The 19850-nt window shown below is 64.9% G+C and carries 20 protein-coding genes; 9 read left to right on the top strand and 11 right to left on the bottom strand.

Annotated elements, in window-relative coordinates; translation table 11 throughout:
• Positions 1 to 64: 64 nt before the first annotated feature.
• The 7 genes from VA599_RS05560 to minC form a co-directional block, all read right to left on the bottom strand.
• On the bottom strand, positions 65 to 2080 hold the full coding sequence (locus tag VA599_RS05560) for a M3 family metallopeptidase (RefSeq protein WP_346787893.1): 2016 nt from the start codon (positions 2078 to 2080) through the stop codon (positions 65 to 67).
• 136 nt (positions 2081 to 2216) lie between these two features.
• Positions 2217 to 4241 carry a M3 family metallopeptidase gene (locus VA599_RS05555; protein WP_346787892.1) on the bottom strand — a complete coding sequence of 675 codons (2025 nt, stop codon included), beginning with the start codon at positions 4239 to 4241 and terminating at the stop codon, positions 2217 to 2219.
• 86 nt (positions 4242 to 4327) lie between these two features.
• Positions 4328 to 4693: a VOC family protein gene (locus tag VA599_RS05550; protein ID WP_346787891.1), complete on the bottom strand. Its 366-nt coding sequence runs from the start codon at positions 4691 to 4693 to the stop codon at positions 4328 to 4330.
• A gap of 75 nt (positions 4694 to 4768) precedes the next feature.
• Positions 4769 to 5707 (bottom strand): LysR substrate-binding domain-containing protein, encoded by a 939-nt coding sequence (locus tag VA599_RS05545; RefSeq protein ID WP_021478630.1) that lies wholly within the window; start codon positions 5705 to 5707, stop codon positions 4769 to 4771.
• A gap of 3 nt (positions 5708 to 5710) precedes the next feature.
• Positions 5711 to 5968, bottom strand: coding sequence for a cell division topological specificity factor MinE (minE, locus tag VA599_RS05540; RefSeq protein ID WP_011136924.1), 258 nt, complete (start codon positions 5966 to 5968; stop codon positions 5711 to 5713).
• A gap of 2 nt (positions 5969 to 5970) precedes the next feature.
• On the bottom strand, positions 5971 to 6783 hold the full coding sequence (gene minD / locus VA599_RS05535) for a septum site-determining protein MinD (protein ID WP_104947792.1): 813 nt from the start codon (positions 6781 to 6783) through the stop codon (positions 5971 to 5973).
• Between the two features lie 20 nt (positions 6784 to 6803).
• A complete protein-coding gene (gene minC / locus VA599_RS05530) occupies positions 6804 to 7526 on the bottom strand; it encodes a septum site-determining protein MinC (RefSeq protein ID WP_346787890.1) in 723 nt (240 codons plus the stop codon).
• Positions 7527 to 7936: 410 nt separating this feature from the next.
• Here minC and VA599_RS05525 point away from each other — a divergent pair, with 410 nt between their 5' ends.
• Entirely contained in the window at positions 7937 to 8506 is a 570-nt protein-coding gene (locus VA599_RS05525) for a phasin family protein (RefSeq protein WP_021478633.1), read from the top strand.
• A 52-nt stretch (positions 8507 to 8558) separates the two neighbouring features.
• Here VA599_RS05525 and VA599_RS05520 read toward each other — a convergent pair whose 3' ends face one another.
• Both VA599_RS05520 and ppa read right to left on the bottom strand, forming a co-directional pair.
• A complete protein-coding gene (locus tag VA599_RS05520; RefSeq protein ID WP_021478634.1) occupies positions 8559 to 9281 on the bottom strand; it encodes a hypothetical protein in 723 nt (240 codons plus the stop codon).
• Positions 9282 to 9446: 165 nt separating this feature from the next.
• Positions 9447 to 9974 (bottom strand): inorganic diphosphatase, encoded by a 528-nt coding sequence (gene ppa, locus VA599_RS05515; RefSeq protein ID WP_021478635.1) that lies wholly within the window; start codon positions 9972 to 9974, stop codon positions 9447 to 9449.
• Positions 9975 to 10104: 130 nt separating this feature from the next.
• On the opposite strand from ppa, the gene coq7 reads away from it, so the two are divergent.
• From coq7 to VA599_RS05475, 8 genes are all read left to right on the top strand, one after another.
• Positions 10105 to 10725 (top strand): 2-polyprenyl-3-methyl-6-methoxy-1,4-benzoquinone monooxygenase, encoded by a 621-nt coding sequence (gene coq7 / locus VA599_RS05510; protein ID WP_021478636.1) that lies wholly within the window; start codon positions 10105 to 10107, stop codon positions 10723 to 10725.
• 388 nt (positions 10726 to 11113) lie between these two features.
• Positions 11114 to 12442 (top strand): anaerobic C4-dicarboxylate transporter, encoded by a 1329-nt coding sequence (locus VA599_RS05505; RefSeq protein ID WP_021478637.1) that lies wholly within the window; start codon positions 11114 to 11116, stop codon positions 12440 to 12442.
• A 13-nt stretch (positions 12443 to 12455) separates the two neighbouring features.
• Positions 12456 to 14231, top strand: coding sequence for a fumarate reductase (quinol) flavoprotein subunit (frdA, locus tag VA599_RS05500; RefSeq protein WP_104947787.1), 1776 nt, complete (start codon positions 12456 to 12458; stop codon positions 14229 to 14231).
• Positions 14228 to 14974: a succinate dehydrogenase/fumarate reductase iron-sulfur subunit gene (locus VA599_RS05495; protein WP_021476403.1), complete on the top strand. Its 747-nt coding sequence runs from the start codon at positions 14228 to 14230 to the stop codon at positions 14972 to 14974. Before frdA ends, VA599_RS05495 begins: the two co-directional genes overlap by 4 nt.
• Positions 14971 to 15369, top strand: coding sequence for a fumarate reductase subunit C (locus VA599_RS05490; protein ID WP_021476402.1), 399 nt, complete (start codon positions 14971 to 14973; stop codon positions 15367 to 15369). The genes VA599_RS05495 and VA599_RS05490 overlap by 4 nt, the downstream gene beginning before the upstream one ends.
• Positions 15366 to 15728, top strand: coding sequence for a fumarate reductase subunit FrdD (gene frdD / locus VA599_RS05485; protein ID WP_346787889.1), 363 nt, complete (start codon positions 15366 to 15368; stop codon positions 15726 to 15728). The genes VA599_RS05490 and frdD overlap by 4 nt, the downstream gene beginning before the upstream one ends.
• Positions 15729 to 15921: 193 nt before the next feature.
• A complete protein-coding gene (locus tag VA599_RS05480) occupies positions 15922 to 16542 on the top strand; it encodes a hypothetical protein (protein WP_346787888.1) in 621 nt (206 codons plus the stop codon).
• A 183-nt stretch (positions 16543 to 16725) separates the two neighbouring features.
• A complete protein-coding gene (locus VA599_RS05475) occupies positions 16726 to 17409 on the top strand; it encodes a hypothetical protein (RefSeq protein WP_221663537.1) in 684 nt (227 codons plus the stop codon).
• An 84-nt stretch (positions 17410 to 17493) separates the two neighbouring features.
• On the opposite strand, the gene VA599_RS05470 is transcribed toward VA599_RS05475, so the two are convergent.
• Positions 17494 to 18522, bottom strand: coding sequence for a DUF475 domain-containing protein (locus tag VA599_RS05470; RefSeq protein ID WP_346787887.1), 1029 nt, complete (start codon positions 18520 to 18522; stop codon positions 17494 to 17496).
• A 110-nt stretch (positions 18523 to 18632) separates the two neighbouring features.
• A complete protein-coding gene (locus VA599_RS05465) occupies positions 18633 to 19841 on the bottom strand; it encodes a DUF1615 domain-containing protein (protein ID WP_346787886.1) in 1209 nt (402 codons plus the stop codon).
• Positions 19842 to 19850: the final 9 nt, after the last annotated feature.

Here is a 19850-nt window from a genome sequence, read left to right as displayed (position 1 = left end):
AGGCTGCTTCAATGCGGGACGCTGGACTGGCGCGACGTGCCAGGCGCCAGTCCGCCAGCGCGCTCTAGCTTGCCAGTCCTCTTTTTTTCAACATGGCCTGCGCCGATGGTTCCCGTCCGCAGAAAGCCTGGAAGGCCTGCCGCGGGTCGCGGGCGTTGCCGGCGCTGTAGATGTGGCGGCGCAGCGCGTCGGCGAGCCCGGCGTCGAACAGGTCGCCGCTTTCCTCGAAGCGGGCGAAGGCTTCGGCTTCCAGCACTTCCGCCCATAAGTAGACGTAGTAGCCGGCCGCGTAGCCGCCGTTGAACAGGTGATTGAAGTGGGGCAGCGAATGGGCGAGTTCGGCCTCAGCCGGCAGGCCGTAATGCTGGCATAGCTCGGCTTCGAAGGCGGAGGGATCGTCGACGCCGTCCGCTTCCTGGTGCAGCGCCAGGTCCAGCAAGGCCGATATCGTGTAGCGAACGGTGGCGTAGCCCTGCTGGAAGTTTTGCGCGGCCAATATTTTGGCCACCAGCGCCGGCGGGATGGCCGCGCCGGTTTCCACGTGGCGGGCGTGTCTGTCCAATATCTCCGGCACCAGCGCCCAGTTCTCCATCAGCTGCGACGGCAACTCCACGTAGTCGCGCGGCACCCTCGTGCCGGCCAGGCGTTGGTAGCGCACGTTGGACAATAGGCAGTGCAGGCCATGGCCGAATTCATGGAACAGCGTGCGCACGTCGTCGAAGCTCAGCAGCGTCGGCTCGCCCTTGGCGAAATTGGTGTTGTTGACGACGATGGGCAGCGATGTGCCGCCATGCAGGCCCTGGGCGCGGTAAATGCTGTTCCAGGCGCCGCCTTTCTTGCCGGGGCGGGCGAAATTGTCGCTGAGGAAAATGCCGATCAACTGGCCGTGGCGGCGCACTTCCCAACTGCGGACATCGGCGTGGTAGCGAGGCAGGTCATGTCGTTCTTCGAAGCTGAGGCCAAACAAGCGGCCCGCTACATCGAACATGGCGGCCAGCATGTTTTCCAGGGTGAAATATGGCTTCACTTCCGCATCGTCCAGCGCGTAGCGCTGCAGCCGGACCTTCTCCGCCAGATAGCGCCAGTCCCAAGGCGCGATGTCTTCAGGCAGGCCTTCGCGTCTGGCGGTTTCCTGCAGCAGCGCCTTTTCCCGCGCGAACTGGCCGAGCGCGGCTTCCCAGGTCGGCTCCAGCAGCCGGTACACCGCTTGCGCCGAGCCGGCCATGCGGTCGCTCAGCGCGTAATCGGCGTAGTTGGCGTAGCCGAGCAGGCGGGCTTGTCGCTGTCGCAGCGTCAGGATGCGGCGGAGAATTGGGCGGTTATCCCGCGCAGGCTGCGAGCCGCGACTGACTTTGGCGCGCCAAATGGCGGCGCGAAGATCGGAGCGGCTGGAGTGAGTGAGGAAGGCGGTGGCGGAAGAGTGGGCCAGCGTTGCGGCATAGCCTTCCAGGCCGCGCTGGCGCGCGGCTTCCGCCATCGTTTCGCGCAGCGCCGCCGGCAGGCCGGCCAGCTCGGCTTCGTCGCGCAGCTGCAGCGCGTACTCGGCTTCGTCGGTCAGGATGTTTTGGCCGAATTCGGTGGATAGTCGAGCCAGCTCGGCGACGCAATCAGCGAATTCGCTTCGAGCTTTGTCTCGCAGGCAGGCGCCGGCCATCGTGAAGTCGAGATGCAGGCGTTGCAGCAGGCGGCGAGCCTCAGCGTCCAGCTCCAGGTCCACGGCCTGCTTGGCAACGGCGTCCAGGCGGGCGAACAGTTTCTCATTCAGATAGATGGCGCTGTGATGAGCTGCCAGTTTGGGCGCTAATTCGCGCTCGGCCGCTCTCAACTCGGGCGACGAGTGAGACACGCACAGGTTATGGAAAACCAGCGAAACCCGATTCAGCGGCACGGCAGCCGTTTCCAGCGCTTCCAGCGTGTTGGCGAAATCGGCTGGCTCGGCCTGATTGGCGATATCCTCCACCGCCTGGCGGTGCTCCGTCATCAGCAGTTCCAGCGCCGGCGCGAAATGCTCGGCGCGGATGAGATCGAACGGCGGCAGTTGGTGCGGTGTGCGCCAGTCTTGCAGCAGCGGGTTGCTCATGATGGTTTCTCTGTTGTTTTTGTCGGCTGGACGCGCTCGCGGCGCCTGGGATGTTTTGGGGTCAGGCGCTGGTTTGCCGTCGGCGCGGCGAGGCGGTTTGGCTGAGGCCGCCGGGCGGGGCCGGCGGCCTGTGGGCTTACAACAGCCCGCGGTTCTTCAGCATCGCTTCCGCGCGCGGATCGCGGCCGCGGAAGGCGCGGAAAGCCGCGCGCTGCTCGCGGGCGTCGCCGGCGCTGTAGATGTGGCGGTAGAGCTTGTCCGCCAATTGCGGATCGAACGGGTCGCCGGCCTCTTCGAACGCGGCGAAGGCTTCGGCCTCCAGCACTTCCGCCCACATGTAGACGTAGTAGCCGGCGGCGTAGGCGTCGTCGGAGAAGATGTGGCCGAAGTGCGGCGGGCGGTGGTTCATGCCGGCCGCCGGCGGGATGCCGAGGCGCTCGCGCTCGGCGGCCTCGAAGGCGGCAATGTCGATGCCTTCGGCGTCGTCCCGCTCATGCAGCGCCAGGTCGATCAGCGTGGACGCCGCGTAGCGTACCGTCTCGAAGCCCTGGTTGAAGTGGCGGGCCGCCTTGATCTTGGCGACCAGTTCGGCCGGGATGGCCGCGCCGGTTTCCGCGTGGCGGGCGTGCTTTTCCAGCACCTCAGGCACCAGCGCCCAGTTTTCCATCAGCTGCGACGGCAGTTCGACGTAGTCCCACGGGCAGTTGGGGCTGGCCAGCAAGCGGTATTCGACGTCGGACAGCATGCCGTGCAGACCATGGCCGAATTCGTGGAACAGCGTGCGCACGTCGTCGAAGCTCAGCAGCGTCTGGCCGTGGCCGGCTTTGGCGAAGTTATTGTTGTTGACGACGATGGGCTGCGCCTCACCGCCGTTGCGGGCCTGGTAGCGGTAGACGCTCATCCAGGCGCCGCCGCGCTTGCTCTGGCGGGCGTAGTTGTCGCCGAGGAACAGGCCGATCACCTTGCCGCCGCGGCTGACGTCCCAGGCGCGCACGTCCGGGTGGTAGAGCTTGAGGTCATGGCGTTCGCTGAAGCCCAGGCCGAACAGGCGGCCGGCGACGTCGAACATCGCGGCGATCATATTGTCCAGGCCGAAATAGGGTTTGATCTCGGCGTCGTCCAACGCGTAGCGGGCGATGCGCACCTTCTCCGCCAGGTGGAACCAGTCCCAGGGCTGGATGTCGGCCGGCTCGCCGAGCTTGGCGGCCTCTTCGCGCAGCATCGCTTTTTCCGATTCGAAGCGGGCCTTGGCCGGCTCCCACACCTGGTCCATCAGCGCGTGCACCGCGGCCGGCGTGCCGGCCATGCGGTTGGCGATCGCGTAGTCGGCGAAGTTGGCATAGCCCAGCAGCTTGGCCTGCTCGACGCGCAAGGCCAGGATCTGCTTGGCCATCGGGCGGTTGTCGCGCTCGGCGTGCTCGCCGCGGCCGGTCCAGGCGCGCCAGGCGGTTTCGCGCAGCTCGCGGCGGGTGGAGAAGGTGAGGAAGGGCACGATGGACGAGCGCGACAGCGTGATTGCCCAGCCTGGCAGTTTGCGCGCTTCGGCCGCGGCGCGGGCGGCGTCCAGCAGGAAGGGCGGCAGGCCGGCGAGATCCGCCTCGCCCAGTTGCAGCGCGTACTCGCTTTCGTCGGCCAGCACGTTCTGGCTGAAGGCGGTGGTCAGCTCGGCCAGGCGGGACACGATCTCGGCGTAACGCTGGCGATCATCCCCCTGCAGCTTGGCGCCGGCGCGGACGAAATTGCGGTGGATCAGGTCCAGCAGCTGGCCTTGCTCCTCGCTGAGGCCCAGGCTGTCGCGCTGGGCGTGAACTTGGTCCAGCCGGGCGAAAAAGCCCTCGTGCATGTAGATGCGGCTGTGGTGGTCGGCCAGCTTGGGCGCCATGCGGCGCTCCACTTCCTGCAATTCGGGCGAGGTTTCCGACGAAGTCTGGTTGTCCAGCAGCAGATGGGCGCGCTCCAGCTTCAGGCCGCTGCGGTCGAAGGCGGCGGCGGTGTTGGCGAAGCTTGCCGGCTCGGTCAGCGCGGCCAACGCGTCGATCTGGGACAGGTGTTCGGCGAACAGCGCGTCGAAGGCCGGCTCGAAGTGTTCGGGGCAGATCTGTTCGAACGGGGGCAACTGGTGCGGGGTGGTCCAGTCTTGCAGCAGGGGATTGGCGTTCATGGCGCTCTTCTCGCTTGGGTTGGCGTTGAGCTCATGACTTTAGCATTGTTTCTGATCGAAACAAACCAATCCATGCCGTCGGAATGTCACAGATTCTGCGCGATGCGCCACAGCACGCCGGAAGGATCGGCCAGCGTGAAGTCCAGCATGCGCCATGGCTGCTGCGTCAGGTCGCCGATTGCCACTTGGTATTGCTCGGCGATGCCGCGCCGCCGCAGCTCCGCATGCCAGGTGGCGGCGTCTTCTACCAGCAGATGCATCATGCAGTTGGCGGCGAATTCCGGATGGTAGTAGTCCTGCAGCAGGAAGCTGCAATCGCCGTGGGCGAAATAGGCGATGCCGTCGCCGACGAATTTCCGCTCAAAGCCGACATCCTGGTAAAAGGCCTGGGACAGGGCGAAGTCGCGGCTGGGGATGAAGGCTTTCAGTTCGACGGTTTTCAGATTCGGCACGGCGATTCTCCTTTAGGATATGAAAAACCCGCCTCGGCGGACCGGGCGGGTCATCGGACTAAGGCAATGGCGGCTTCATGCCAGCTTCGGCTCGCCTTCCAGCATGACGACGTCGGGCAGGCCGGAGCGGAACACCGCCTGCCGCAGCGTTTCTATCGCCTTCTTGCGGAAGAACTGCTTGCGGGTCACCAGCAGCACGCGGCGTTGCGGGGCGGGCGCGTCGAAGGGGACGATGGACAGCAGCGACTCGTCGCCGGCGCCGACCGAGGTGGCCGGCATCACGGTGACGCCCATGCCGCTGGCCACCATGTGGCGTATGGTGTTCAGCGAGCTGCCTTGCAGCGCGCTGGCCAGGTTGTTGCCGTGGTTCTGCCGGCTGGACAGCTCGCTGCAGGTTTGCAGCACCTGGTCGCGGAAGCAGTTGCCCTGGGTCAGCAGCAACACGCTTTCCTCGGCCAGCTGACAGGGGTCGATGACCTGCTGCTTTTCCCAGGGATGGCCCTTGGGCGTGGCGACGACGAAAGGCTCGTCGTACAGCGGCCAGGCTTCGATGCCGGTTTCCTCGAAAGGGTCGGCGACGATGATGGCGTCGACCTCGCCGCGCTTGAGCATTTCCGCCAGCCGGGAGGTGTAGTTCTCCTCCAGGATCAGCGGCATGTCGGGCGCCAGGATGCGCAGCGCCGGAATCAGCTTGGGCAGCAGATAGGGGCTGATCGTGAAGATCACGCCCAGCTTCAGCGGCCCGGCCAGCTCGTTCTGGTGCTCGCCAGCCAGGCGCTTGACCGCCTCGGCCTCTTCCAGCACGCGCTGGGATTGCTCGATGATGCGTTCGCCTATCTCCGTGACCGCCACCTCCTGGCCGCCGCGTTCAAACAGGGTGATGCCCAGCTCGTCTTCCAGCTTTTTGATGGCGATCGACAGCGTCGGCTGGCTGACGAAGCAGCTCTGGGCCGCGCGGCCGAAGTGGCGCTCGCGCGCCACCGCCACGATATAGCGCAGTTCGGTCAGCGTCATGGCTTAGCGTTGGTGTTCCGGCAGCACGATGTTGACCTCCAGGACTTCGTAGTCGTCCTGGCGCTCGACCTGCACCTTGATGTCTTCCAGGTTGACGGACACGTACTTGGAGATCACTTCCATCAGCTCGCGCTGCAGCGCGGGCAGGTAGTCGGGCGCGTGGCGGCCGTTGCGCTCATGCGCGAGGATGATCTGCAGGCGTTCGCGGGCAATGGCGGCGGATTTCTGGCGCTTGCCGAAAATCATATCGATCAATGACATACTTAACCTCCGAACAGGCGCTTGAGGATGCTCACCTTGGGTGCTTCCAGGAAGCGCATCGGGCGCTCTTCGCCGAGGAAGCGCGAGATCACGTCGCCATAGGCGTCGGCGACGTCGCTGCCCTTCAGGTGGATGGCGGGGGTGCCGGAGTTGGAGGCCTGCAGCACGCTTTGCGATTCGGGAATGACGCCGATCAGCGGCACGCGCAGGATTTCCTTCACGTCATCTACAGACAGCATTTCGCCCTTGTCGACGCGGCCCGGGGAGTAGCGGGTGATCAGCAAGTGCTCCTTGACCGGCTCGCGGCCTTCCTCGGCGCGTTTGGACTTGGACGACAGGATGCCCAGGATGCGGTCGGAGTCGCGCACCGACGACACTTCCGGGTTGGTGACGATCAGCGCTTCGTCGGCGAAGTAGAGCGACATCAGCGCGCCCTTCTCGATGCCGGCGGGGGAGTCGCAGACGATGTAGTCGAAGCCGGCTTCTTCCAGCTCCTTCAGCACCTTTTCCACGCCCTCCAGCGTCAGCGCGTCCTTGTCGCGGGTTTGCGAGGCCGGGAGGATGTAGAGGTTGTCGCAGTGCTTGTCCTTGATCAGGGTCTGGTTCAGGGTGGACTCGCCATTGACCACGTTGATCAGGTCGTACACCACGCGGCGTTCGCAACCCATGATCAGGTCCAGGTTGCGCAGGCCGACGTCGAAGTCGATCACGGCAGTCTTGTGGCCGCGCAGTGCCAGGCCGGAGGCGAAGCTCGCGCTGGTGGTGGTTTTGCCTACGCCACCCTTGCCGGATGTCACAACGATGATTTTTGCCACGGGGCTTTCCTTTGAAAGTGTTACTCGCCGAGCGCGGTCATCACCAGGCGCTCGTTCTCAAGATAGATTTGGGTGGGCTTGCCCAGAATGCTGTCCGGCAAGGCCTGTTCGATGGTGCGGTACACGCCGGCGATGGACACCAGTTCGGCCTCCATGCTGCGGGCGAAGATGCGGGCAGCGTGGTTGCCGCGCGCGCCTGCCAGCGCGCGACCGCGCAAGGGCGCATAAACGTGGATGTTGCCGTCCGCGATGACTTCGGCGCCGGCGCTGACCATCGCCAGCACCACCAGATCTCCGCCTTTGGCGTAGATCTGCTGGCCGGCGCGTACCGGGCGGTCGACGATCATGGTCGGGGCGGCGGCAGGAGATGCAACCGTTTCGACGGCCGGTTTGGCCGCGGGTTCCGCGGCGGCCTGCGCCGAGCGCGGCTGGGCGGCGCTGTTGGCGAAGGCGAGGCCATAACGGCTGGCGACGGCGGCCAGCGCGTTGTCCGGATGGCGCAGCGCCACCGCGCGGATGCCGCGGCGGCTGAGCAGCGGCAGCAGGCGGCCCAGGTCCAGCTCGGCCGGATTGGGCAGCGCCTCCACGTCGAGCACGAAGGCTTCGGCCGGGGCGTCGCTGGTGTCGCCGAAACGCGCGTCCAGCGCCTGGCTCAGTTCGTCCAGGTTGTCGGTGCGCAGCAAGAGCGCCAGCAAGTCCAGGCTGGCGGATTTAATGTCGAAGGCGTTGGCCACGGGGCTCATTGGGCTAGCTTTAATTTTGGTAGATAGATTTCTTCTATGGCGCGAGTGTACTGGCTTGGGCGCGGCCTTTCAATGGCGGCGATCCGTTGGCGGGACATGTCGTGGCGGAGGTCAGACATCGGCGGGCCGGCGCTTGGCCCGGGATGCGGTCATGGTTGTTGCGGCGCGAAAACTACGCGGTGGGATCTTGCCTCGGCGGACAGGTGTGGCGTTGTCATGATTATGGAATAATCGCATGATAAAACCGTGGCGAAATAGCCATTTAGTGCATTGTGCGTTGCGTCAAATTCTTGACTGGGCGAGTTGTCCGGCGTTAAAGTGGAATTGTTGCAATGCAGCATTCGCGGAACAGCGGTGTTGTCGCTGCCGTACCGAGTCGTTGTCTATCCGACATACTAGGAGCCGATCACATGTTTACCACTACCCAGGAACTCTCCGCCCTCGGCCAGTCGCAGTTCGACAAGGCCGTTCGTTTGTCTTCCATCGTCCTGGCCGGCGCCGAGCGTTTCGCCAGCCTGCAGCTGGACCTGTCCCGCAAGCTGCTGAACGACAATGCCGAGACCTTCAAGGCGCTGAGCGAAGTGAAGGACGCCAAGACGCTGGGCGAATTGCAGACCAGCCTGGCGCAGCCGGCGCTGGACCAGGCCTTCTCGGCCGCCCGCAACGTTTACGACGCCGCGCTGACCACCCAGAACGAGCTGAGCAGCTTCGTCGAAGAGCAGATCGCCGAGAACAGCAAGGCGCTGCAATCCGGCCTGGACCGCCTGTCCAAGAACGCGCCGGCCGGCTCCGACGTCGCCGTAGCCGCGTTGAAGACGCTGTTGAACACCTCCACCGCCGCGTTTGAAAGCGTGTCCAAGACCGCGAAGAAAGTGGGCGCCGAAATCGCCGAAGCCGGCGTGGAAGCCGCCACCAACTCCGCGAAGGCCGCCAGCGCCGCCGTTTCCCGCAGCAAGAAGACCACCACTAGCGCCGCCTGATCCCACGCTCTGGTCAAGCCACTCCCGCCGACGGCATGCCGCGGCGGGTTTTTCATTTCCGGGCGTCGTCCCGGCTTTGCAGATAGGCGGCCAGTTCGTTTTGCAGCGCGGCCCAGTCGCGGCTATCCGGCAGCGCGAGCATGATGGTCCTGGCCAGATTGGCGGCGTAATGGACTGCGGTTTCGGGTAGAGGGGCGGAGTAGGGCGGGAGCAGGCCGACGCGCTCGGTCAGATAGGCTTCCGCCAATTGGCGCAGCTTGCCGGCAAGCATCCACTGTTTCTGCAGTATCGCTTCCCACTCCAGCGCGCGCGGCTGGCTGTCGGGTTCGGGCATAGCCGCGCGTCCGGCATGCATCAGAGCATCGAACGCGCGTTGGCAGAAGCGCGCGCTGTGGATGGGGCCGCTGTGCAGCCAGCAGCCGGGCTGGGGCGCCAGTGCGTCGAGCGCCAGACGGGCGGGCGCGCCGGGCGGCGGCGGGTCGCCCACCAGCAGGATGAAGCCGAATTCGGCGCCTGGCGGCGCCCAGCCGCCGGCCAGCTCCACGAAGGAAAGTCCGGCGTCGCGGCAGCGGGCGGCGCGCTCCGCCAGCGCCTGGTCGCCATCGCGGCCCAGATCCAGCCAGCAGTCGGCGAATTCCAGGCCCGCCCAGTCGGCGGGCAGCCGGCCGGGCTGGTCGCCTTCCGGCGCAGCCGCCAGTCCTTGCGCGGCGAGGCGGCGCAAGAACCAGGGAAGGTGGGGGGCTTGTCCCCCGATGCGGTAGGAAACGACCATCATTCGGATACCACGGACCACCATGAAGCGAGGTTGCATGGGAAGCGTGGCAGATAACGCCGGCCACGGCAAACCATTATCCCGTGGAAGATGAGTGTTGTGCAATGCAGCATGCGCCTGGCGATAAAAAAACCGGCCATGAGGCCGGTTTGTTTCGCGGGGAACGGCTTACTTGCCGAAGCGCTCGATGCCTTCGACCAGTTCGGTCTTGGCGTCTTCCAGCGTGCCCCAGCCCTGGATCTTGACCCATTTGCCTTTTTCCAGATCCTTGTAGTGCTCGAAGAAGTGCACCATCTGCGCGCGCAGCAGCTCCGGCAGATCTTCCAGCTTCTGGATGGACTTGTACATCGGGCACAGCTTTTCGACCGGAACGGCGACCAGCTTGGCGTCCACGCCGCCGTCGTCTTCCATCTTGATCAGGCCCAGCGCGCGACAGCGCACCACCACGCCCGGCGGCAGCGGGAACGGGGTCACCACCAGCACGTCGACCGGATCGCCGTCGCCGGCCAGGGTTTGCGGCACGAAGCCGTAGTTGGCCGGGTACATCATGGAGGTGCCCATGAAGCGGTCAACCACCAGCGTGTTCCATTCCTTGTCGAATTCGTACTTGATCGGAGCGGCGTTGGCGGAGATTTCGATGACGACGTTGAAGTCGCCCGGCATGTCTTTGCCCGGGCCGATGCTTGCGAGGTTCATTGCGCGCAATCCTTCGTGTATTGAGTAATTAAACGGGTTTAACCGGCCGATTATATCAGCTGCTGCCTGCGCTGTGCCCGCAAGGTATAATCGGCCGTTTGACGCCATTCACGCGAGGAAAAACGCGCCGATGCTGGACAAGCTGATCACCGAACTGGACAAGGGCCTGCGCACATTGTGCGCGCCGGCGCACAGCGCCCGCGCGCATCCGGACCAGGGCGTCGACGAGGCCGATCTCTCCGCGGCCGAGAAGCGCCACGCGCTGGGGCTGATGCGAGTCAACCACTGCGGGGAAGTGTGCGCGCAGGCCTTGTATCAAGGCCAGGCGCTGACCGCGCGCGATCCGTCCGCGCGCGAAGCCCTGAGGCAGGCGGCGCAGGAGGAGGTGGAGCACCTGGCCTGGACCGAGCGCCGCATCCGCGAGCTGGGCGGCCGCCCCAGCTTGCTCAACCCGCTGTGGTACACCGGCTCGCTGGCGCTGGGCGTCGCGGCCGGCGTGCTGGGCGACAAGTGGAACCTGGGCTTTCTGCAGGAAACCGAGCGCCAGGTCGGCGCGCATCTGGACAGCCATCTGAGCGCGCTGCCCGAGGGCGACGCCAGGAGCCGCGCCATCGTCAGCCAGATGCGCGACGACGAGCTGCAGCATGCCGAGATGGCGCATGAGCTCGGCGCGGCGGAACTGCCCGCGCCCTTGAAGGCGGCGATGAAGCTGTCGGCCAAGGTGATGACCGGCAGCAGCTACCGTCTCTAAGAACCTGTTCAAAGTCTGCTGCGCTTCGGCGATACGGCGTTGAAAACAAGCTCAAAATGCTCATGTACCACTTGTACATTCCGCTTTTTCGCTCGTTTTCGCCTTGTCTCGCTCTTGCCCGCGAGACTTTGAACAGTTTCTAAGCGCGCGTTCCAAGCGGACGCAGCATCCTGTCAGCCGGCCTTGCGCCGGCTTTTTGTTTGTTCTGCCTCAAACTTGTTTCGGATTCGCGATGCTGGATTCATATCCTGTCAACGCGCCTTCCGCTTGCTTGATCAAGGTCTACCAGCCGTCTCCGCGCTTGCCCTATAAACAATCCCAATAGCAAGCGGCCGCGTCTTCGGCCCGGCTCGTACGGAGCCGGCGTGGCGGCCGCGGGGAGTGGGATATGTGGACTTTCTGGGTTGAATTCGCGCTGCTGTTGACGGCGATACTGATCGGCATCCGGCGCGGCGGCGTGGCGTTGGGAATGATAGGCGGGCTAGGCGTGGCCGTGCTGGCCTTCGTATTCCGGGTGGCGCCGGCCGAGCCGCCGATCACTGTGATGCTGATCATCCTGGCGGTGGTGACGGCCTCGGCCACGCTGCAAGTGGCGGGCGGGCTGGATTTCCTGGTGCAGCAGGCGGAAAAAGTCATGCGCAAGCATCCGCAGCAGATCACCTTCCTCGCTCCCTTGTCCACCTTTCTGCTGACGATGTGCGTCGGCACCGGGCATGCGGTGTATTCGCTGCTGCCGGTGATCGCCGATGTGTCCTTGAAAACCAAGATCCGGCCGGAGCGGCCGATGGCCATGGCCAGCGTCGCCTCGCAGATGGGCATCACCGCCAGCCCGGCGGCGGCTGCCGTGACGTCCTTGCTGGCGATGACGGCAAAAAGCAGCCAGCCGCTGACGCTGTGGCAAATCGTGATGGTTACGATTCCGGCCGGTTTGATCGGCGTGCTGGCCGCGGCCTTCTGGAGCCTGAAGCGCGGCGCCGAGCTGGATCAGGACCCGGAATACCAGGCGCGGCTGCAGGACCCGGATTTCCGCGCCTCGATAGAAAAATCCGTCACCACCTTGGACAAGACCTTGCCCGCCCACGCCAAGCCGGCGGTGATCCTGTTCTTCTCCGGCATCCTGCTGGTGGTGTTGCTGGCCTTGTTCCCGCACTGGCTGCCGGCGGACGGCAAGGGCAAGACGGTGCCGATGACGACAGCGGTGCAGTTCGTGATGCTGGCCTTCGGCGCTTTCATCCTGTTTCTGTCCAAGGCCAAGGCCGCCGCGATCGCCCGCTCCGAGGTATTCACCGCCGGCATGATCGCCGTGGTGTCCATTTTCGGCATCGCCTGGATGAGCGACACCTTCGTCAAAGCCAATGAAGCCTTTCTTGTCGACAACATCAAGGTGATGGTGGCCTACGCGCCGTGGACTTTCGCGCTGGCGATGTTCGCGGTGTCCGCCTTCGTCAAGAGCCAGGCCGCCACCTTGACCATCATGGTGCCGTTCGGTTTGGCGCTGGGCCTGACGCCGCACCAACTGCTGGCCATCATGCCGTCCTGCTACGCCTATTTCTTTTTCGCCTTTTATCCCAGCGATTTGGCGGCCATCAATATGGACCGCAGCGGCACCACCCGCATCGGACGTTACCTGCTCAACCACAGCTTCATGATGCCGGGGTTGATTGGCGTGGGGGTATCGACGGTGGCGGCTTATGCATTGACGCATTTTTATTTCTGACGAGGGGGAGTCCGTGAAGACTTACCAAGCAGATGTAGTGATAGTCGGCGCCGGCGGCGCCGGATTGCGGGCGGCCATCGCCGCCGCCCAGTTGGATCCCAAGCTCAAGATCGCGCTGGTGTCCAAGGTGTATCCGATGCGCAGCCACACCGTGGCGGCCGAAGGCGGCTCGGCGGCGGTCAAGCAGGATCACGACAGCTTCGATGCCCACTTCCACGACACCGTCGCAGGCGGCGACTGGCTGTGCGAGCAGGACGTGGTGGAGTATTTCGTCCGCCAATGCCCGGAGGAAATGGTGCAGCTGGAGCATTGGGGCTGTCCGTGGAGCCGCAAGGACGACGGCAGCGTCAACGTGCGCGCCTTCGGCGGCATGAAGATTGAGCGGACCTGGTTCGCCGCCGACAAGACCGGCTTCCACATGCTGCACACCTTATTCCAGACATCGATCCAATTCCCGAACATCCAGCGCTTCGACGAATACTTCTGCGCCGACCTGATCGTCGATGACGGCCAGGCGCGCGGCGTGCTGGCCATCGAGATCGCCAGCGGCGAAAGCCTGCTGATCGAAGCCGGCGCAGTGGTGATGGCCACCGGCGGGGCGGGGCGGGTATTCCGAGAGAACACCAACGGCGGCATCGTCACCGGCGACGGCATGGCGCTGGCCTACCGCCACGGCGTGCCGCTCAGGGACATGGAGTTCGTCCAGTACCACCCCACTTGCATGCCGCGCACCGGCCTGTTGTTTACCGAGGCCTGCCGCGGCGAGGGCGGTTTGCTGATCAACAAGGACGGCTACCGCTATTTGCAGGACTACGGCCTGGGGCCGGCCGAGGACAAGCCACGCAACAAGTTCATGGAACTCGGCCCGCGCGACCGCTTGAGCCAAGCCTTCTGGTACGAGCAGCAGAAGGGCCGCACCGTGGAAGGCCCATGGGGCTCGGCGGTGTATCTGGACCTGCGCCATCTGGGCCACGCCAAGCTGCGCGAGCGCTTGCCGCAAATCTGCGAGCTGGCCGAGGAATTCCTCGGCATCGATCCGGCCAAGGAACCTATCCCGGTGCGCCCGGCGGTGCACTACACCATGGGCGGCATCCTGGTGGATGGCCATTGCGCCGCGCCCATGCCCGGCCTGTACGCGGCGGGAGAGTGTTCCAGCGTCGGCATTCACGGCGCCAACCGGCTGGGCTCCAATTCGCTGGCCGAGTTGTCGGTGTTCGGCAAGGTGGCCGGCATCGAGGCCGCGCGCTTCGCCCGCGACAGCAAGCCCGCCAGACGCGAGCGGCTGCTGAAACAGGCTGAAGCAGCGGAGGCCCGCCTGCATGCGTTGCGGGCCAAGGACGGCACGGAACGCATCGCAGATTTACGGCGCGAGATGGCGGAAACGATGGAGGCCGGCTGCGGCATCTATCGGATGGAAGACAGCATGCGCGCTACTTGCGACAAGCTGGCCGAGCTGAAGCAGCGCTTTAACAACGTTAAGGTGGAAGACAAGTCCAGCGTGTGGAATAGCGACTGGCTGCTGGCCATCGAGCTGGGTTACCAGCTGGACGTGGCCGAGGCGATGGCGCACTCGGCGCTGCAACGCCGCGAATCGCGCGGCGCCCACCAGCGACTGGATGGCTATGAGCGACGCGACGATGCCAACTTCCTCAAACACAGCCTCGCCATCCATCAGGCAGGCGCCGCGCCGCGAATAGCCTACGGCGCGGTGAGGATCACCACCTCCCAGCCTGGCGTGCGGGCGTACGGCGCGGCGGGCGAAGCCGCGGAAAAAGGAGAGCGGGCATGACGGACCAGACGATCAAGATCGAGGTGCTGCGTTACCGGCCGGAGCAGGACAAGGAACCATGGCTGCAAGGCTTCGATGTGCCGTATAGCGACGACATGTCGGTGCTGCAGGGCCTGCAGTACATCCGCGATTATCTCGATGGCACCTTGGCCTTCCGCTGGTCCTGCCGCCAGGCCATCTGCGGCAGTTGCGGCATGATGGTGGACGGCGTGCCCAAGCTCGCCTGCAAGACCTTCCTGCGCGACCACCCCGGCAAGGTGCGCATCGAGCCCTTGAACCACTTTCCGATAGAGCGCGATCTGGTGGTGGTGCTAGACGATTTCATGGACAAGCTGGAAAGCATCACGCCCTATATCGTGCCCAAGGAAGACAAGCCCTTGTCCGAGGGCGAGTACAAGCAGACGCCGGCACAGATGGACTGGTATGCCCAGTTCAGCGGCTGCATCAACTGCCTGCTGTGCTACGCCGCCTGTCCGCAGTATGGGCTCAACTCTGACTTCCTCGGCCCCGGCGCCATCGCGCTCTTGCACCGCTACAACCAGGACAGCCGCGACGGCGCGTCCGAGCTGCGGATGGAGCTGCTGGCGGCGCAGGAGGGCGTGTTCAACTGCACGGCTGTCGGCTACTGCTCGGAAGTCTGCCCCAAGGCGGTGGACCCGGCCAATGCGGTGAACCTGAACAAGACGGCGGTGGCCAAGGATTATTTCCTGCGATTCGCCAGGCCGAAGGGAGCATGCAAATGAGCAAGCGCAAGCCTTATGTCCGGCCCATGGACGGCTGGTGGAAGAAGAACCCTTATTTCATCGAGTACATGATCCACGAGGGCACGGCGTTGTTCGTCGCCGCCTACGCTTTCGTGCTGCTGTGCGGCCTGTGGCGGCTGAGCCAGGGCGAGGCGGCGTGGAATGGTTTCATGGCGGCGCTGCAGAGTCCGCCGGCGCTGCTGTTTCACCTGATCCTGTTGTTGATGATCGGATACCACGGCTACACCTGGTTCAAGATCATGCCGCGCACCTTGCCGCCGGTGATCATAGGCGGCAGGCGCGTTTCCGCCGCCGCGATCACCGCCGGCGGCTTCGCCGCCACCTTGCTGGCCAGCCTGGCGCTGCTGGGCATCGTCTGGGGGATCTCGCAATGAACAAGCGACAATTGAAGCGTTCCCATGCGCCCATCTTTTGGGGGCTGTTCGGCGCCGGCGGCATGCTGGCGGCGCTGTTCGGGCCGATGCTGGTTTTACTCACCGGCTTTGCCGCGCCGCTGGGCTGGCTGCCGGTCAAGGCCGCCAGTTACCAGGGCATGCTGGCGCTGGCGCAGAGTCTGATCGGCAAGGCGGTTTTGTGGATATTGATCAGCCTGCTGCTGTGGCATGCGGCGCACCGCATCTACCACAGCCTGCACGATGTCGGCGTCCATGGCGGGCCGTTGGCCAAGGCGCTGACCTACGGCGTGGCGGCGGCGGGCACGCTGGCGGCGCTTGGGCTGCTGGCGCGGATTTGATTAGGGCGCAAGCGGCTAAGTAGCAATACTTAACCTATGGGGTTGAGGCGGCCTGCCTACCATCCTGTGCTTATAGTGAAGCAATGTATATGTATTTATCATTTAAAATATACTGGTGCTTCCTATTTCCGGATGGCGGCTCGGGTTTTGCTGGCTGGAACGCGGACGTGGCACTGGTTGAGAGGAGAGTGCCATGTCCATCAGCGCCATCAGCAACCCCTTCTCGTCCATTGGCTACGCGCCTGCGATCAATCCGCTTTCACCTCCGCTGGCCCAGAATGGCGCTGATGCGTCGCAGACCGTTGGCGCTCCTTCTGGCGGCCAATCTGCCGGCGGCTTCGGCCAAAGCGTCGTGCTGGCTTTGCAGCTGAGCGGGATCAATGTGTCGGCCTCGAGCGCGGCGGGGGAGTCCGGGCCTGGCGCGGTCGGCGGGGCATCCGGCGAGACCCAGGCCGGCGCGGCCCAGCAGGCGCTTCATACCTTTGTCCATGCGGTATACCAGGCAGTGCAGGCCGAGAGTTTCTCCAGCGGCGATTCCGGCGGGGGCTTGGGCTCGCCATCCGATGGGTATGGCGCGTTTCAGGACAATCTGCAGAAGCTGCTGAAGGATGTCGGCAACGGCGTGCAGAGCAGCGCCACGCAGAACCTGGCTTCGGCCTTCCGCGATCTGCAGCATTCGCTGGGCGGCTCGGCCGCCGCCTCCATGTCGCGGCAGGGCTCATTGCATGATTTTCTGCAAAATCTGGTCACCCTGCAAAACAGCCCGCTGAACTCGTCGGGGGCTCTGGGCTCTCTGGTCAACACTTCCGCCTGAGTTTGATTGGTGGCCAGGATGGGCCGATGCTGATCAACCTTGCGTAATGGCCATTTTGATGTTTTCCTTGAATTAACAAAGATTTGCATTTTGTTGCTGTGCTTCGCAGTCTGGGTGCCGATATACCGATATCAGCGCAGGCTGGGCGTGGGCCATTCGGTTCTTCCTTGGAAGGAGAGCGTCATGTCAGTTAGTTCTCTCGGCAATAGCTCCATTTCTTTGCAGTACACGCAAGTGGACATACAGGAAAGCTTCTCTTCGGATTCGGGACAGTCGGCGGGCAGCGGCGCCGTCCAGGGCGGCGGCGGCCATCACCACCGGGGAGGCGGCGGCCAGTTCGCGCAGAGCGTGTTGCAGGCCTTGCAGCAATCAGGCTTGCTGCAGCAGGCTTCGTCCGGCTCCTCCAGCGACGGCAGCGGGGCATCCGACAGCGGCAGCGACGGCGCCGTAGGCGCGGCCGGCAGCAGCCAGCAGGCGATACACACCTTCATGCATTCGCTGTTCCAGGCCTTGCAGCAGGAGGGCGCGTCTTCCTCCGGCGCCTCGGCTTCGGCCTCCGACAATGACGGCGATGTCGACACCGGAGGACGGGATCAGGATGGCGGCGCGGCGGTCGGCGGCTACAGCGGTTTGCAGAACAATCTGCAGCAACTGCTGCAAGACCTTGCCAATGGCACGCAAAACAATGCCACCTCGGGCATCCAGTCCGCGTTCCAGAGCCTGCAGCAGGCGCTGGGGCTGACCTCGGGACAGTCTGGGCAGTCTTCTTCGTTGCAGGCGTTCCTGCAGAATCTGGCCAAGGATCTGCAGCAGAACCAGCCCGGCGCCAATGCCGGCGTCGGCGCTTTGCTGAGCACTTCCGCCTGACCAGGTTGCCCCGCGCGGGGCGCCGGGTCGGGATGGAAAAAGGCCGGGGGAAACCCCGGCCTTTTTCCTGTCCGGGGCAGCGGCTCAGCGCTTGTTGCGCGAGGGCAGGCTGGTCAGCACGCCCAGGCCGATGATGGCGACGCTGATCAGGCCGGTGGTCACTTCGCCCAACTCAACGTGCAGGGCGGCGGCGAACATGATGGCCACCAGCGCGGCGATCGCCCAGAACGCCGAAACTTCCAGGTATTTGAACTGGCCCATCACATCGCGCTCCACCAGGTAGAGGGTCAGCGAGCGCACGAACATCGCGCCTATCCCCAGGCCGGCGGCGATCAGCCAGAAATCGTTGGTGATGGCGAAGGCGGCGATCACGCCGTCCATCGAGAAGCTGGCGTCCAGCACCTCCAGATAGACGAAGCCGATCAGGCCGTTTTTGGCCGCGGCGGTCTGGATGTCCACGCCGCCGAACAGCTGCTTGAACATGTGCAGCACCATGAACGCCACATAGCCCCAGAAGCAGCTGCTGATGAAAGCCATTCGTTGGCCGGCCGGCAGCAGCGCGGCGATGGCGGCGACGACGACAATGGTGACCAGCGATTGCGCGTTTTCCACGCTGCCCAGCTTGGCCAGCAGCGGCTCGATGCCGGGCAGCCAGTGTTCATCCTTCTCGTGCTTGACGAAATATTCAATCACCACCATCAGCAGGAAGGTGGCGCCGAAGCCCATGATCATCAGGTGGCTGTCGTGCATGATCTGCTGGTAGCGCTCCGGCTGCTTGGTGGCCACCGCGAAGGCCTCGGCCAGCGACACGCCGCCGGCGGTAGAGACGATCAACAGCGGGAACAACACGCGCATGCCGAACACGGCCACCGCGATGCCGACGGTCATGAAGATCTGCCGCCAGCGATGGCTCATCGCCTTGAGCACGGTGGCGTTGACCACCGCGTTGTCGAAGGAGACGCTGGTTTCCAGCACCGCCAGCACCGCGGCGGTCAGCAGGAAGGCGCCGGCCAGCTCGACGCCGCCGCGCGCATGGCCGTACCAGGCGACGGCGGCCAGCACGACGATGCCGAACAGCAGCGAGCCGCGAAAATAGGAAAATGTGGAACGCATGGGATTAACCTGAGCAAGTGCGGCGTCGCCGCTGTTTTTTTTGAATGCATGAACGGCCGGAAGACCGGCCGTCGCGCGGGCAATTATATGACGCCGTCAGCGCTTGCGCATCAGCGCGCGCCTGCCGCGCGGGCCAGGCACTGGCGGTAGCGGCCGTCCACCCGCTTGGCGAACCACTCGGTGGTCAGCTTGCGGCTGATCTTGGGGCTTTTCAGGTCGATCTGCGGCATCCGTTCGCGCGGCAGCGCGCGGCCGGCCTGCCTGTCCGCCAGCGCGAACACCTGGCGGTAGAGCGGGGTCTGGCCGAAGGCGGCGTTCTTTTCCAGCCGCAGGTCGCGCTGGATGGCGGCGGCGCCCATGCCCAGCCGACCGGACAGCGACAGCGCCGCCTGCTGGCTGCCGGAGGCGGCATTGCCCTGGTAGTTCAACAAGTCGCCGTCCAGCGCCAGCTTGCGGCCGGAGAGCCGGGACAGCGCGGCCTGGAAGGCGGCGTTGCGGCTGCTGTAGCGGCCGGCGTTGAAGTCGGCGAAACGGTACAGCATGTCCTGGTACGGGGCGGGATACTGCAGCAGGATGGCCGCGCCGAAATAGACGCCGCCGCGGCGGCTGAACACCTCGTGGCGGATGCTGCCCTGCACCGGATAGGGGTAGGGCCAGACTCTGGCGTGGCCTTCGGCGAATTCGACGCTGACCTGCATCGGGCCGCCGGTGCGTATCGGATTCTTCATGTCCAGCGGCAGGCCCAGCTTCTGCGCTTCGCGCGACATGTCCTCGTACAACAGGTTCATCTCGCGCTCGGTGCGTAGATTGTCTATCCGCGTCTTGTAGCTTTGGCCATTGGGCGAGGTTTTCAGCAGCGCGCCTTTCACCACAGTCAGCGGCACCAGGTAGCGGTGGGCGCGCTCTTCTATCTTGCCCCAGACGATCTTGGGCAGGCCAGGCACCGCCGGGTCAGCCTGCCAGCTGGATTCCTGCTCGATCACCGCCGCCAGCGCGCAGGCGTTGTCGGCGGTGGCGGGAATCTGCAGATGGCGGAAGGCTCCGTCGATGTCGGCGATCCAGCCCTGGCGGTCGCGCGCATTGCCCGGCACGGCTGCGGCGATGAAGGCGCGCGAGGCCGGCGGCGGCTTGGGCGGGCTGACGGGCGGCGTTGCGGGAGCGGCGGGCGGCGGCTCGACGATAGCGGGCTGCTGGGGCAGCGGTTCCGCCGGCGGCGGCGCGGCTTCGGGCAGGAGCGCCGGCGCGGAAGACGGCAGGGGGCGGGTGCCGGCGCAAGCGGCCAGCAGCGCGCATAACAGCATCAGGCTGATTGTTCTCATTGTATCTGG

Source organism: Chromobacterium indicum (assembly GCF_039708975.1).
In the GTDB taxonomy this organism is placed as follows: Bacteria; Pseudomonadota; Gammaproteobacteria; order Burkholderiales; family Chromobacteriaceae; genus Chromobacterium; species Chromobacterium piscinae.
This window is presented reverse-complemented; position numbering and strand designations above follow the sequence as displayed.

Excerpts from the sequence above, each read along its gene's own strand:
- VA599_RS05560 (WP_346787893.1), bottom strand. The coding sequence starts at position 2,080 with ATGAGCAACCCGCTGCTGCAAGACTGGCGCACACCGCACCAACTGCCG.
- VA599_RS05555 (WP_346787892.1), bottom strand. The coding sequence starts at position 4,241 with ATGAACGCCAATCCCCTGCTGCAAGACTGGACCACCCCGCACCAGTTG.
- VA599_RS05545 (WP_021478630.1), bottom strand. The coding sequence starts at position 5,707 with ATGACGCTGACCGAACTGCGCTATATCGTGGCGGTGGCGCGCGAGCGC.
- minE (WP_011136924.1), bottom strand. The coding sequence starts at position 5,968 with ATGTCATTGATCGATATGATTTTCGGCAAGCGCCAGAAATCCGCCGCC.
- minC (WP_346787890.1), bottom strand. The coding sequence starts at position 7,526 with ATGAGCCCCGTGGCCAACGCCTTCGACATTAAATCCGCCAGCCTGGAC.
- VA599_RS05525 (WP_021478633.1), top strand. The coding sequence starts at position 7,937 with ATGTTTACCACTACCCAGGAACTCTCCGCCCTCGGCCAGTCGCAGTTC.
- VA599_RS05520 (WP_021478634.1), bottom strand. The coding sequence starts at position 9,281 with ATGATGGTCGTTTCCTACCGCATCGGGGGACAAGCCCCCCACCTTCCC.
- ppa (WP_021478635.1), bottom strand. The coding sequence starts at position 9,974 with ATGAACCTCGCAAGCATCGGCCCGGGCAAAGACATGCCGGGCGACTTC.
- coq7 (WP_021478636.1), top strand. The coding sequence starts at position 10,105 with ATGCTGGACAAGCTGATCACCGAACTGGACAAGGGCCTGCGCACATTG.
- VA599_RS05505 (WP_021478637.1), top strand. The coding sequence starts at position 11,114 with ATGTGGACTTTCTGGGTTGAATTCGCGCTGCTGTTGACGGCGATACTG.
- VA599_RS05495 (WP_021476403.1), top strand. The coding sequence starts at position 14,228 with ATGACGGACCAGACGATCAAGATCGAGGTGCTGCGTTACCGGCCGGAG.
- VA599_RS05490 (WP_021476402.1), top strand. The coding sequence starts at position 14,971 with ATGAGCAAGCGCAAGCCTTATGTCCGGCCCATGGACGGCTGGTGGAAG.
- frdD (WP_346787889.1), top strand. The coding sequence starts at position 15,366 with ATGAACAAGCGACAATTGAAGCGTTCCCATGCGCCCATCTTTTGGGGG.
- VA599_RS05480 (WP_346787888.1), top strand. The coding sequence starts at position 15,922 with ATGTCCATCAGCGCCATCAGCAACCCCTTCTCGTCCATTGGCTACGCG.
- VA599_RS05475 (WP_221663537.1), top strand. The coding sequence starts at position 16,726 with ATGTCAGTTAGTTCTCTCGGCAATAGCTCCATTTCTTTGCAGTACACG.
- VA599_RS05470 (WP_346787887.1), bottom strand. The coding sequence starts at position 18,522 with ATGCGTTCCACATTTTCCTATTTTCGCGGCTCGCTGCTGTTCGGCATC.
- VA599_RS05465 (WP_346787886.1), bottom strand. The coding sequence starts at position 19,841 with ATGAGAACAATCAGCCTGATGCTGTTATGCGCGCTGCTGGCCGCTTGC.